This window comes from Nocardia vinacea NBRC 16497 (genome assembly GCF_000308835.1).
Classification (GTDB): domain Bacteria; phylum Actinomycetota; class Actinomycetes; order Mycobacteriales; family Mycobacteriaceae; genus Nocardia; species Nocardia vinacea.
The window spans coordinates 1-14,642 of sequence record NZ_BAGN01000042.1; the positions used below are offsets into that span (position 1 = coordinate 1).

The following is a 14,642-nucleotide window of genomic DNA, read 5'->3' on the forward strand; positions in this document are numbered from 1 at the left end:
GGCCGATCGTGCCGCGATCCTCGCACTGTCGCACGGCCCGATCGTCGAGGATGAACCGACCACCATGGTCGCGATCTTCGAAAACCAGGTCGCCGCAACGCCCGACGCGCTCGCTATCGTCGCCCCCGCGGAACGTGGCAACGCCGACACCGAACTCAGCTATGCCGAACTGAATCGTCGCGCCAATCGCCTGGCGCACTGGCTGATCGGGTGCGGACTCGGGACCGAAGACATCGTCGGGTTGCGGCTGTCGAATTCGGTGGAGTTCGTCGTCGCGGTGCTGGGCGTGCTCAAATCCGGTGCGGCCTACCTACCCATCGATCCGGCCTACCCGGACGACCGCATCGACTACTTGGTCGAGGATGCCGCGCCCCGGCTGGTGCTCGGGCGGGTCGAACTGGATGCCGCCGAATCCGCGGCCGCCGAGCTTCCGGACACCGATCCTGTCGACACGGACCGGGTGCGGCCGCTGCTGCCCGGCCATCTGGCGTACGTCATCTACACCTCCGGGTCCACCGGAAAGCCCAAGGGCGTCCCGGTATCCCATGCCGCGATCGCCGAACATCTCGCGGGTTTCGTCGCGGAATGGAGTATGACCGCCGAAGACCGGCTGCTGCAGTCCTCCTCGGTGAGCTTCGACGCCTCCCTGCTCGATATCTTCGTGACGCTGACGCTCGGCGCCCGGCTGGTCATCCCGAAGCCCGATGCCTTCCGCGACATTCCGTATGTCGCCGAGTTGATCACCCGCTGCGGGGTCACCGTGCTGCATATGGTGCCGTCGATGTTGAGCACCTTCCTGTTGCTGCCGGAGGTGAGCGAATGGCGGGCGCTGCGGCATGTTCCGGTGGGCGGTGAGGCGCTGCCCGGTGAGGTGGCCGATAAGTTCGCCGGCGTCTTCGATGCCGAACTGCGCAATCACTACGGTCCGACCGAGGCAGTGGTGTGTGCGACGCATATGAATGTGGAAGGCCCGCAGGGCACGCGGATCGTGCCGATCGGAGTGCCGAATCAGAACGTCACTGTGTATCTGCTCGACCAGGCGCTGCAGCTGGTGCCATCGGGTGTGGTCGGTGAGATCTATTTGGGCGGAGCGCAATTGGCGCGCGGCTACCTGAATCGGCGCGGGCTGACGGCAGAGCGGTTCGTCGCCGATCCATTCGCGCCGGGCGCTCGGCTGTATCGGACCGGCGATCTCGCGCGCCGCAATGCCAATGGCGAGATCGAATTCGTCGGCCGGGCCGACGAGCAGGTCAAGGTGCGAGGTTTCCGGATCGAACTCGGCGAGGTCGAGGCGGCCATCGCGTCCTATCCGGGTGTCGGCCACTGTGTCGTCATCGCGGTCGAGGATGCGGCCGTCGGTGCGATGCTGGCCGCGTATGTGGTTCCGGCCAATGGCCTTTCGGAATCGACCCTCGATATCGACGAGGTGCGCAGGCACGCCGCGGCGACGCTGCCGGAGTACATGGTGCCCAGCGCCTTCGCGGTTATCGACGAGATCCCGTTGACGGTGCACGGCAAACTCGACCGTCGCGCGCTACCGGATCCGGAACGCGCCACTACGCACCGATACCGGGAGCCGAGCACCGCCACCGAGATCCGGCTCGCGGACCTGTTCGCGCAGATCTTCGGCCGCGAGCAGATCGGCGCGGACGACTCCTTCTTCGAACTCGGCGGGCATTCGCTGCTGGCCACCCGCCTGGTCGTGCGGATTCGCACCGAATTCGGCGTCGAGATCGATGTGCGGGCACCGTTCGATACCCCGACCGTCGCTGGACTTGCCGCGCTCATCGAAGCCACGCCGGCACAGGCTTGCGCTGCCGTGCCCGCGTTGCTGAAACGGAAACGGCCCGAGCATATTCCGCTGTCCTACTCGCAGCTCGCGCTGTGGTTCCAGCGCAAGCTGGAGGGGCCGAGCGCGATCGGCAATATTCCATTCGCGGTGCGGGTGGACGGTCCGCTGGATCTCGACGCGCTGACTGCCGCACTCGGCGATGTCGTTGCCCGGCACGAGGTGCTGCGCACCGTCTTCCCCGAGAACGGTGGCGTGCCATATCAATTGGTGCTGCCCGCCGGCCCGATCGATGTGCCGGTAACCGAGCTGGACGATCCGGAGAAGCTGCGTGCGGAACTCGCCGCGGCCGGCGGGCATTGCTTCGCCGTTGCCACCGAGCTGCTGATTCGACCGCGAATCTTCGTGCTGGACGACAAGACCCACGTACTGTCGCTGCTCGTACACCATCTGGTGGCGGATCACTGGTCGTTCCGAACGATTCTGGACGACCTCGCCACCGCCTACCGTGCGCGCACCGCAGGCGCTGATCCGGACTGGACGCCCCTGGACGTGCAGTACGCCGACTATGCGCTGTGGCAGCGCGAGGTGGTCGAAACACTCGGCACGCAGGTGGATTACTGGCGCGACGCACTCGCGGGTCTGCCGGACGAGATCAATGTTGCCCTGGACCGCCCGCGCCCCGGCGTTCTCGGCAAGAAGGGACATGTGGTGCCGTTCGCGGTGCCCGCCGAATTGCGCGGCAAGCTCGGGGCCCTCGCCGAGGCGAGCGGAAGCAGCGAGTTCATGCTCTACCAGGCCGCGGTCGCGACTCTGCTGCACAAACTCGGTGCGGGTGTGGATATTCCGCTCGGCACGCCGATCGCGGGCCGGGTCGATCAGGCCGCCGCCGAATTGGTCGGACTGCTCGCCAATATGGTGGTGCTGCGCAATGACCTTTCCGGCGATCCGACGCTGCGGACCGTGCTGGAGCGCTCCCGCGATACCGCGCTCGGCGCGTACAGCAATCAGGACATTCCGATGGAACGCCTGGTCGACGCGCTGAATCCGGCGCGGTCCCGGTCCAGGAACCCGGTGTTCCAGGCCATGATGCACTTCCGCGAGGAGAACTGGGACGGCGCGGGTCAGGGTTTGGACGCGCACACCGCGCTGACGGTATTGCCGTTGGATTTCGACACCTCGCTGCTGGACCTCAGCATCAATTTCTTCGCGGGACCCGACGGCGGCTTCGATGCCAGCGTCATCGTCAATACCGATCTGTACGAGCCTGCGACCGGAGAGTTGTTCGCGCAGCGCATGCTTCGCGTACTGACGGCCTTCGCCGAAGCACCCGACAGCACGGTCGGTGAGCTCGACATCATGCCTGCCGCCGAGCGGCAACGGGTCCTCGGTGAATGGGCCACCGGTGTGGAGCTCTCTTGGCTGCCGGGCATTGCCGAGTTGATCCGGCGTGGCCGCGGGGTGCCTGCCGATAGGATCGCGCTGCGCTGCGGTGCCGAGACGCTCACCTACGGCCAGCTGTTCGAGCAACTCGATCGAGGGGCAGCGGCGCAGGTGCCCGATGGCGCTTCGGCGGCCGGGTTGGTGCACCGGCTTGCCGCACTGGATGCGGCAGTGAATACCGGCGGGACCATTGCGGTTTCGCAGGTTGTGCTCGACCGGGAGGCGCTGGCGGCCGCGGTGGCCGATCGACGCGCCATTGCCGCCGATCGCCGCAGCGAATCACTGGACCGGGCAACGGGTTCGGCGGATGTGCGACTCGTCGCCGCACCCTGGACCGGATCCGAGATCGAAGTCGAGTTGCCGGCCGCGCTCGCCGATGGGGCGACGCTGATCCTCACCACCGAACAGCAACGTGAAGATCCGGTCGCGCTCGTCGAGCTGATCGGTGCGCATTCGGTCACCCATGTGGTTGCCGAGCCGGTAACGCTGTCGCGGTTCGTGCAGACCGGCGTCTCCATGCTGCCGTCGGTGCGCAGCTGGGAGGTCGTCGGAACCGATTGGCCCGCAGCGCTTCCCGATCTGCTGCCCGCGCTCGCGGCCGGTTCGGTCGCCACCTTCGACTTCCGGATTCCGGAGTACGTGGGTGCGGTGGCCCGCGGTGCGGTCGATGGCAGCGGACGTGCGCGACCCATTCCGGGGGCCCGGGTGTTGGTGCTGGATGAAGCCCTGCGACCGGTCGCGCCCGGCGTTGACGGCGATGTGTACGTCGGTGGTGCCGGGCTTGCCGAGGGATACGTCGAGGATTCGGCAAACGCGTTCATCGATGACCCATATCTGCCGGGAGCCCGGTTGTTCCGCACGGAGCAGCGGGCGCGCTGGGATACCGCAGGGCGACTCGTGTTCCGGACCGATAGTGCCGGTGAAACCAGCACGGGCAAAGCATCTTCCGATGCCGAGCACACCGAGACCGAACGGCAGCTCATTGCGATCCTCGAGGAACTGCTCGAGATCGAGGATGTCACCGCCGATGACGGCTTCTTCGCACTCGGCGGCGACAGCGTGATCTCCATCCAGTGGTCGGCCCGCGCCAATGAGCTCGGCCTCCCGCTGTCCCCGCAGCTCGTATTCGAGCACCTCACCATCGCCGAACTCGCGGCCGCGGTAGACGAAGCGGTAGCAGCCGGGGTGACCACGACCATCGGCGACACCTTCGGTACCGGTGGAGTGCAGGCCGAGCCCGAGGAGCCGACCGACAACCACCAGCACGCCGCGATGAGCGTATCCGGCCTCGGCTCGGACGCGCTGGCCGCATTGGGTGCGGCATGGAAGCAGTCGCAATGAGGGGCGATTTCTTCCGAGCGGCGGGCCCGACGAGCGGCGATGCGATGACTGTGGGCCGAAAGGCGTTGCGATGACTGTGGACCGGAGCGTCCCGGCCGAAATCGAGGATGTGCTCGCGCTCAGCCCACTACAGGAGGGGCTGTTCTCGTTGGCGCGGTTGGCCGCCGACGGGGTCGATCTGTACACGATGCAGTTCGTCATCGATATCGGCGGTCCGATCGACGTGCCGATGCTGCGCCGCAGCGCCGAGGCGATGCTGGAGCGGCACGCCAATCTGCGGGCCGCGTTCTGGGATAAGGATCTACCCAAGCCGGTGCAGATCGTGCCGACCTGGGTGGATCTGCCCTGGTTCGAAATCTCCGCGCTACCCGCGGAATTCGATGCCATCGCCGAGGCCGACCGGCAGCAGCGGTTCGATCTGTCGCGCGGACCGGCGCTGCGGATCACGCTGGTCACGCTGCTCGACGAGCGGCACAGGGGGATGGCAGCCGACGGAGCTTGCGGAGTCGGCGGGGTGGGTAGGCGCAGGATGATCGTGACCGCGCATCACATCCTCATGGACGGCTGGGCGGTCGCGGTGTTCTTCCGCGAGCTGATCGCGGTGTACGAGGCCGGGGGACAGGCGGATTCGCTGCCACCGGCGCGGCCGTACCGCGATTACATCGGCTGGCTCGCCGCGCAGGACACCGACGCCATCACCCGCAGCTGGACCGAATACCTCGCGCCGCTGAGCGGTCCGCTCATGCTGGCCGCCGGTACGGCAGCCGAAGTCGGCGCGGCGATTCCGCGCCGCAGCCGATTCAGCTTGGACAATGCCGAAACCACGCGGCTGGTGCAATGGGCACGGGCGAACGGCCTGACCATGAGCACGGTCGTCCAATTCGCCTGGGCCGTCGTACTCGGCAGGCTAACCGATCGACGCGATGTCGTCTTCGGCACCACCATTTCCGGCCGTCCGGATGCGCTGCCCGGTGTCGAAACAATGATCGGGCTGTTCATCAATACGGTGCCCGCGCGCGTCCTTATCGACCGAACCAGAACCGTCGCCCAGCAATGTGCACAGTTGCAGCGTGAATCGGCGGCTATGCGGGATGCGGGATATGTGAGCCTGTCGACCATTCAGCGCGCGGCCGGGCACGGTGCGCTGTTCGACGTGCTATTCGTCTTCGAGAACGCGCCCATCGGCGCGGCCACCGATCCGATCGTCACCGCGAGCGGTACCCGATTCCTGCCGGTGGCGATGGAAAGTCTGGTGCACTACCCGCTTTCGGTGGTGTCTCATCTGAACGACGGCACTCTCGTCGTGATGCTCGAGGCGATCGCCGAAGCGCTACCGCACTTTCCGGTCGCCGAAATCGGTGCGCGGATCCTGTCCGTGCTGCGTCAGCTGCCCGCTCATGGCGATTCGAGCCCCGATGCACTGGATCTGCTGCTGGCCGATGAGAAAGTCGTCGTCGCCGAGAAGCAGGTCTGCGCGAATGGCACGGCTTACGAGCTCTTCCTGAACCAGGTCGCCGACACCCCCGATGCGATCGCACTGAGCACCGGTTCGGATCGCTACACCTACGGTGAATTGCGAGCAGCCGCAGGGCAACTGGCGAATGAGCTGATCAACAACGGTATCGGCCCGGAAACCGTGGTCGCCCTCGCATTACCGCGATCGGCCCGGTCTATCATCGCCATTCTCGCCGTATCGGAAGCAGGCGGAGCCTATGTGCCGGTGGACATCTCGGCACCCGCCGCGCGCATCGAATCGATACTGCGCCAAGCGGATCCGAAACTCATTCTGACGGTTGGGGAGTCCGTAAACCTGCTCGGCGAGACCACCCACCCGGTCCTGGTACTCGACGATCCCGCCGCCGCGGAGCGAATCGCAAACCACCCCATCCGGCCCTACCGTCCGGTCCCCCCACACGCCGCCGCCTACCTCATCTTCACCTCCGGTTCGACCGGCGAACCGAAGGGCGTCATCGGCACCCACGCCGCTCTGACCAGCTACTTCACCGACCATCGCGACCGCGTCTACCGCCCGGCGGTGGCCCGGCTCGGCCGCCGACTGCGCATAGCGCACGCCTGGTCGCTGAGCTTCGACGCCTCCTGGCAGCCGATGATCGGCCTGTTCGACGGCCACGCCGTCCACCTGTTCGACGAGACCGAAATGCGCGATGCGCAAGGCCTCGTCGACGGCATCGTCCGGCACCAGATCGACATGATCGACACCTCGCCGTCCATGTTCACCCAGCTCTCGGCCGCCGGACTGGTGGACGGTGAGCGACTGACCGTGCTCGCCCTCGGCGGCGAGGCCATCGGTGCGCCCATGTGGGAGCAACTGCGCGCGCTGCCGGGCACCGCGGTCTACAACTGTTACGGCCCCACCGAGACCACGGTCGAGGCGGTGGTCGCGACGGTGAATACCGGTCGCAACGAGCCGGGGAATGTCCAGCCCACCATCGGCGGACCGGTGGATCGCATGTCCGCCTATGTCTTCGATGCCATGCTGCGGCCGGTGCCGCGCGGTGTTGTCGGTGAGCTGTACTTGTCCGGCGCTCAGGTGGCACGCGGCTATATCGGTAAGCCCGCCGTCACCGCGGATCGCTTTATCGCCGACCCCTTCCGGCTCGGCGCTCGCATGTATCGCACAGGTGATCTGGTGCGGCAGTTGCCGAATGGCGATCTCGCCTATCTCGGCCGAGCCGACGACCAGGTCAAGATTCGCGGCTACCGAATCGAAATCGGCGATATCGAAACGGCTTTGCTGCAGCTGCCGCAGGTTCGTGCGGGCGCGGTGTTGGTTGTACAGCGGCCGAGCGGCCCGAGTCTGGTCGCCTTCGCGGTCAGTGCTGATTCGGCCACCTTGCGTGCTCGTCTCGCGGAGCGCCTGCCTGCGTATATGGTTCCGGCGCGGGTCATTGCGCTGCCCGAGCTGCCGGTCACCCCCAACGGCAAGCTCGATGTCCGAGCGCTGAACGCGCTGGCGTTGGCGGCCCTACAGGGCTCCGCCCAGCGCACCCTGCCGAGCACCGATACCGAGCGGACCCTCTGCCGCGCGCTCGCCGAGGCACTGGGTGGTTCCACACCCGGCATCGATGAAGACTTCATCGAACTCGGCATGGACAGCATTGTCGCTATCTCCCTGGTGAACGCGGTGCGACGCGCGGGACTCTCGGTCAGTCCCGCCATGGTCATGACCAACCCCACCGTCCGCGATCTGGCGGCCGCCATCGATTCCCGTGCGGCACAACAGGAGAACAGCCCCGCCGAGATCGGCGAGGTACTCCCGACGCCGATCATGTCCTGGATGTACGAGTACGGCGGCTTCCGCAGGCTCGCACTCTCGACGCTGGTATCGCTGCCCGCCGAGGTGGATCGGGCGCAGCTGGAAGCGGTGCTACAGGCACTACTCGACGGTCACGACATGCTGCGCGGCCAGCTGTCGACGGCCGAAAACAGGTTCGAAACCAGAGCGCCGGGCAGCGTGCGCGCCGCCGATATCCTGCACGAGGTCCGGGTATCCGACGACTTCGGCACCGTACTCGAGGAACATGTGCGAGCGGCGATCGATCGCATCGATCCGAAGACCGGCACCATGATTCAGGCCGTCCGCTTCGCGGGCCCCGATGTGCTGCTGCTGTCGATCCACCACCTCGCGGTGGATCCCGTCTCCTGGCACATCATCCTCGCGGATCTGGCCGACGCCTGGTCGCAAGTCACGCAAGGGCGAACCGCCACTGTCGCATCAGAATTCACTGGATACCGCGGCTGGGCGGAACTACTCGACAAGCGCCGCACTGCATCGGAAGTATCAGCCCAACGCGACTTCTGGACCGACCAACTGACCGGCCTCGATCCGGAACTCGGCCTGCGCCGTCCGGATCCGACCCGCGACACCTGGTCCTCCTACCGCCTCACGCCGTCGTTCATGCCGACCGACACCACCCGCCGGATCCTCGACGGGCTCGGCAGCGGTCTCGGCATGCACGAATTGCTGCTCACCGCACTGACAATCGCGCTGACCACCTGGCGAGCCGAACGCGACCAGGACGGCTCCACCGGCGCACTGGTCGCCCTCGAGGGCCACGGTCGCGAGGATGCCACCGTCGGCAACGTCGACACTTCACGCACGGTCGGCTGGTTCACCACCGTGTACCCATTGCGCGTCGGCACGGGCTCGACACTCGACGTCACCCGCGCCGAGTCCGATTCGGCCGAGGCCGCGGGTTTGCTGAAAGCTGTTGCCGCCCAGCTGGACAGCGTCCCGAATAAGGGATTGGACTACGGCTTGCTCCGCTACGGCGATACCGAGCCGCACCCGGATCCGCAGGTAATGCTCGACTACCTGGGCCGCATGGACCTCACCGCAGGCGCATCGGGTCCATGGGCCCCGATCACCGACCTCACGCTGCACCAACGGCTTCCGGTCGCCCCCGAACCGGATATGCCGCTGCGCTACGCACTCGACCTGGTCGTCGCCGTCTACCCCGGCGCAGACGGACCCCAGCTGGCCACCCTGTTCCGCTGGAGCGACGCACTTTTCGACACCACCGAGATCGACCGTTTCGCCACCATCTGGCAGCGCTGCATCACCGCAGTCGCCGCCGCCATACCAAGCGCAACTCCGGGAGAACGATGAACGCGATCGAAAACGCCATCGTGGTCGAGGACGTCCGCAAGTCCTTCGGCGACGTCCACGCCGTGCGCGGCCTGACCTTCTCGGCGCCGGCCGGGAGTGTGCTTGGCGTACTCGGCCCGAACGGCGCGGGCAAGACCACCACGGTCTCCATCCTGTCCACGCTGACCAAGCCCGATGCGGGCCGTGCCCTGGTCGCGGGGTACGACGTCGTGCGCGAGGCCGCGGACGTGCGGGCATCCATCATGCTCACCGGCCAGTATGCGGCGCTCGACGAGGTGCTGACCGGCCGGGAGAACCTCGTCCTGTTCGGCCGCCTGATGGGTCTGCGTCCGAAACAGGCCAAGGTCCGCGCCACCGAACTGCTCGAACAGTTCGATCTCACCGAGGCGGCCGATCGCCGCGTCGGCGGCTACTCCGGCGGTATGCGCAGACGCATCGATATCGCCTGCGGACTGGTGCGCCCGCCCAAGGTCGTCTTCCTCGACGAACCCACCACCGGCCTGGATCCGGTGAGCAGACAGGGTGTTTGGTCGCTGGTGCGCTCGCTCAAGAAACAGGGCGTGACGATCCTGCTCACCACGCAGTACCTCGAGGAGGCGGATGCGTTGAGCGACAACATCATCGTCATCGACAAGGGCCGCGTCATCGCCGAGGGCACCGCGGACGAACTCAAGGCCCGCTCGGGTTCGAGCTACTGCGAGGTCGTTCCGGTCGACGCGGGTGACGTGCCCGCCGTGGTCACCGCGCTGGACGGACTCGGCGCGGTCACCGTCGCCGAATCCGAGGACCGAGTGTCGCTGCCCGCTCCCGACGGTGCCGCCACGCTGGCCGAGGCGCTGCGCCGCATTACCGAGGCCGGTATCGAACTCATCGACATCGCGCTGCGCAGACCGTCACTCGACGAGGTGTTCATCAAGCTCACCACCGACGAACCGGGGTTGGTGACAGCATGACCGAATCAGTCACAATTCCCGCCGGAATGCAGTGGACCGCGCTGAGCGGTCGCACCGTGCGCGCGGCGGTGCGCGAGGGGGATCTGCCCTTCGGTTTCGTCGCGCCGATGATCTTCTTCGTCTGTTTCTATGTCCCGCTGCGCAAGTCGATGGAGCAGACCGGTGCGGACTACGCCCAGTACCTGCTGCCGGTGATCGTGCTGCAGGGCATGTTCTTCACCGCCATGTCGGCGGCCGACCGCGCCGCCCGAGACACTTTCAGCGGCATGGGAACTCGCATGCGGTCCATGCCGGTCAAATCGTGGGTACCGCTGGCCGCCCGGATGTCCGCGAATCTGGTTCGCGCGCTGGCCGGACTCGCTGGAGCGCTGGTCATCGGCACGGCCTTCGGATTCCGATTCCACAGTGGGGCAGCGGCCCTCGTCTTCATCGCATTGTCACTGGCCTTCGCCGTGGCACTGGTCATCGGTGCCGACACACTCGGCGTCGCCACGGGTGAGCCGGAAGTCGGCGCGTCCGCACTGCTGGCACCGCAACTGCTGCTCATCATGATGTCCACGGGTTTCGTTCCGGCCGAAGGCTTTCCGGGGTGGATCCAGCCCTTCGTCCGCAATCAGCCGGTATCACAAGCCGCCGCTGCCCTGCGTGATCTCGCCAATGGCGAATACACCTCGGCCGTCGCCGTTGCGGCGGCCTGGATTCTCGGCTTGATCGTGGCCTTCACCGCGATCTCGGTCTGGGTGGAAAGGCGGCGGCCGTGAAAAAACTGATCGATCAGAGCTTCGTCGAAACGGGCCGACTGCTGCGACGCTGGCCGCGCGAACAGGAGGTGCTGACCTCGACGTTGATCCTGCCGGTACTGCTGCTGTTGATGTACCAATTGGTGCTCCACAAATTCCTCAGCGCATCCTCCGGCGTGGACGCCATCTACGGTTTCGTCCCGATGATCGCGGTCACCGGCGCGATGTACGGTGCCATGGGGACCGGCCTTTCGCTCTACGCGGAACGGGAAAGCGGTCTGCTGCGGCGTATTTGGGTGCTGCCGGTGCACCGTGCGGCCGGACTGATCGGCCGACTGCTCGCCGAATGCGGACGCACGTTGATAGCGACGATCATCGTGGTCGCCCTCGGCGTCGTGCTCGGATTGCGCTTCGAGCAGGGCTGGTCGGGTGTGCTCGGTGCGCTCGCGGTTCCGGTGCTCCTGATTCCCGGCTTCGCCACCATGGTGATCACGGTCGGCGTCAGCAAAGCGGGCGACAAGGTCGTGCAATTGTTCTCGGCACTCGTGCTGCTCGGGATGTTCTTCAATTCCGGATTCGTACCCGTGGAGAACTACCCGGGTTGGTTGCAGCCGGTGGTGCGCGTCCAGCCGATGAGCTGCGCCATCGAGGCAATGCGCGGCTGCACGATCGGCGGCCCCATCGCCACTCCGCTGCTGCAGACCATCGCCTGGTCCGTTGGGCTCGCGCTGGTCTTCGGCGCTTTCGCGGTACGCGGTTACCGCAAGGCCGCGGAGGGCTGAGCGGTCCACTGAGTGGGGCCCCGGTTTGATAGTTACATCGGCTAACTATATAGTTTCCTGAGGTAACAATCAGCAAGGGGCTGCCGTGACGATTCCATCCGCCGATCTCGATCTGGGTGATGTCCAGACCATTCGCCGCCGCCTGCGCTACGACCGGGATCACCCGCACTACAAATGGATCGTCCTGACCAACACCACCATTGGTGTGCTGCTCAGCGCGGTCAATGCGTCGATCGTGCTGATCTCGCTGCCCGCGATCTTCCGAGGTATCGGACTGAATCCGCTGGAAGCGGGCAATGTCGGCTATCTGCTGTGGATGTTGATGGGCTATCTGCTCGTCACCGCGGTGCTGGTGGTGATGTTCGGACGGCTCGGCGATATCTTCGGCCGCGTCCGTATCTACAACCTGGGGTTCGCGGTCTTCGCGGTGACCTCGGTCGCGCTGTCATTCGATCCGTTCCAGGGTGGTTCGGGCGCGATGTGGATCATCGTCTGGCGTGTGCTGCAGGGCATCGGCGGCGCCATGCTGACGGCCAATTCGACGGCCATTCTCACCGATGCCTTCCCGGCCAAACAGCGTGGTACCGCACTCGGCATCAATATGGTCGCCGCGGTCGCGGGCTCCTTCCTCGGACTGATCATCGGCGGCGTGCTCTCGGAATGGGATTGGCGCGCGGTGTTCTGGGTCAGTGTGCCGATCGCCGTGATCGGTTCGGTCTGGTCCTATCGCTCGCTGCACGAGGTGGGCATGCGCACCAAGGGCAAGGTCGACTGGGCGGGCACCATCACCTTCGGCCTCGGTCTGACCGCACTGCTCACCGGCATCACCTACGGCATCCAGCCCCATGGCGGGCATCCCACCGGCTGGTCCAACCCCTGGGTGCTCGGCGCGGTACTGGGCGGCATCGCTTTGCTCGCGGCGTTCTGCGTGGTGGAGACCAAGGTCGCCGAGCCGATGTTCCATCTGTCGCTGTTCCGCAATCGCGCGTTCGGCCTCGGCAATTTCGCCAATCTGATGGTCTCGATCGGCCGCGGCGGCATGCAGTTCATGCTGATCATCTGGCTGCAGGGCATCTGGTTGCCGCTGCACGGCTACGACTACGAATCGACGCCGCTGTGGGCCGGTATCTATCTGTTGCCGCTGACCGTGGGATTCCTTGCCGCCGGACCGGTTTCGGGTTGGCTGTCGGACCGCTACGGATCGCGCCGGTTCACCACCGGCGGCGCGACACTGGCCGGGCTCACCTTCCTGCTGCTGCTCGTCATCCCGGTCGACTTCAACTACTGGGTGTTCGCCACGATCGTGCTGCTCAACGGAATCGGTTGCGGACTGTTCTTCTCACCGAACACCGCCGCCATCATGTCGAGCGTGCCCGCGTCCCAGCGCGGTGCGGCCTCCGGCATGCGCGGCACCCTGTTCAACGGCGGCAATGCGCTGTCGATGGGAATCTTCTTCTCGCTCATGGTCGTCGGCCTCGCCGCGAGCCTGCCTTCGGCACTCGACAGTGGTCTGCGCGCCCAGGGCGTATCCGCGGGCGCCGCGTCCCAACTCGCCGACCTGCCCCCCGTCGCGAGCATGTTCGCCGCCTTCCTCGGTTACAACCCGATCCAGGAATTGCTCGGCCCCAGCGGCGAATTGGACAAACCGGGCGTCAATGCGGACACCCTCACCGGTCAGGAGTTCTTCCCGCATCTGCTCACCGGACCGTTCCACTCGGGTCTGATCGTGGTGTTCGTCTCGGCCGCCCTGATGATGTTCCTGGCCGCGGCGGCCTCGTACTTCGCGGGCGATAAGTATGTCGAGGAGGAACTGGCCGAACTCGCCGAGGCCGACGAACTCGTCGCCGCGCGCTGAGCTACGGCTGGTGCGTGCCGCGCTCGGACTCTACTGTCTGGGCCATGAACTCGCTGCCGGTCGCGCCCGTGGTGGTGATCCTCGGATTCGTCGCGGCGATCACCATCGGCCGGTGGTTCCTGGTCGACGAGACCCTCAGCGACCGCCTCATCAATCGCGCATTGGCCTGGGATCTGGTCGGTCTGCTCGTCTTCATCTGCGTCGGTCGGCTCGGTCGGGCTCATCTCGCGCTCGATCTGTTCACGATCTTCGGCGCGCTGGCGGTGGCGAATGTTTTCGGATTCGCACGATTGCTCGATGGCGCGGATACGCGAACCGCCATGCGGCGGCAGCGCATCTACGACCGGATCGCCGTGCTGGCCGGAGGTGTTGTGCTGGTCGGCATAGTGGTGGCCCCGCAGCGAGATTGGGGGCTGACCGTCTGGTCGCTTACCTCGGTGCCGACCGCCTTGTCCGGCATGCTGATGACACGGGCCTGCGTGCGGGAGTTGCGCACCGGGGGGATCACGGCGAAGGAGCGACTGACCTACGGCGCACTGCTGATCGTCGCCGGGTATGCCGCGAGCGCGACGGTGGTCTCGCTCGTGCGGATGTTCACCGGCACTCGACCCGATGAACAGGGAGTGATCTGGGCGATCGGAACATACGCGACATTGGTCCTGCTCGCCGGCCTGATCGGAATCCCGCTGTGGAATGCGGTACTGGTTCGGGCGGAATTGGATCGGGCCGGACGCTGCTGTCGCCGACTGCGTCCGCTGTGGCGGGCGCTCACCGATGCCGTACCCGAGGTGGTGCTGGCTCGGCCGAGTAGTGGTTCCTCGTCACGGCTTTATCGGATGACAGTCGAAATACGTGACGCCCTGGTGCAATTGCGGCCATACGCACCGGATACCGAGGCGCACACCGATATCCGCGAATACGCGCGGTGTATCGCGCAGGCCGTGCAGACCAAAGCTGCTGGTGGGTCGCCCGCGACGGCCTCCGGTCGCGCCACTCCGGTCGACCTACGTGACCGGACCGATGAACTCAGGTACCTGCTGGCCCTGGCCGCGGAATGGCCGAAGGCCCGCGCGCTGGTGCGTGCGGGCCTCGAATCTCCGGCGCGCTGA

At 66.2% G+C, this 14,642-nt stretch carries 7 protein-coding genes; all 7 read left to right on the forward strand.

Annotated features, from left to right (window positions below):
• A partial coding sequence (locus tag ON44_RS04805) for a non-ribosomal peptide synthetase (RefSeq protein WP_040686582.1) occupies window positions 1–4,573 on the forward strand: 4,573 nt, incomplete at its 5' end.
• 70 nt (window positions 4,574–4,643) lie between these two features.
• Window positions 4,644–9,203, forward strand: a complete 4,560-nt coding sequence (locus tag ON44_RS04810; RefSeq protein WP_040686583.1) for a non-ribosomal peptide synthetase — start codon at window positions 4,644–4,646, stop codon at window positions 9,201–9,203.
• A complete protein-coding gene (locus ON44_RS04815; protein ID WP_040686584.1) occupies window positions 9,200–10,156 on the forward strand; it encodes a daunorubicin resistance protein DrrA family ABC transporter ATP-binding protein in 957 nt (318 codons plus the stop codon). Before ON44_RS04810 ends, ON44_RS04815 begins: the two co-directional genes overlap by 4 nt.
• Window positions 10,153–10,917, forward strand: a complete 765-nt coding sequence (locus ON44_RS04820) for an ABC transporter permease (protein WP_040686585.1) — start codon at window positions 10,153–10,155, stop codon at window positions 10,915–10,917. The genes ON44_RS04815 and ON44_RS04820 overlap by 4 nt, the downstream gene beginning before the upstream one ends.
• Window positions 10,914–11,678, forward strand: a complete 765-nt coding sequence (locus ON44_RS04825) for an ABC transporter permease (protein ID WP_040686586.1) — start codon at window positions 10,914–10,916, stop codon at window positions 11,676–11,678. Before ON44_RS04820 ends, ON44_RS04825 begins: the two co-directional genes overlap by 4 nt.
• An 85-nt stretch (window positions 11,679–11,763) precedes the next feature.
• A complete protein-coding gene (locus tag ON44_RS04830; RefSeq protein WP_040686587.1) occupies window positions 11,764–13,533 on the forward strand; it encodes an MFS transporter in 1,770 nt (589 codons plus the stop codon).
• Between the two features lie 44 nt (window positions 13,534–13,577).
• Window positions 13,578–14,642 carry an MAB_1171c family putative transporter gene (locus ON44_RS04835; RefSeq protein WP_040686588.1) on the forward strand — a complete coding sequence of 355 codons (1,065 nt, stop codon included), beginning with the start codon at window positions 13,578–13,580 and terminating at the stop codon, window positions 14,640–14,642.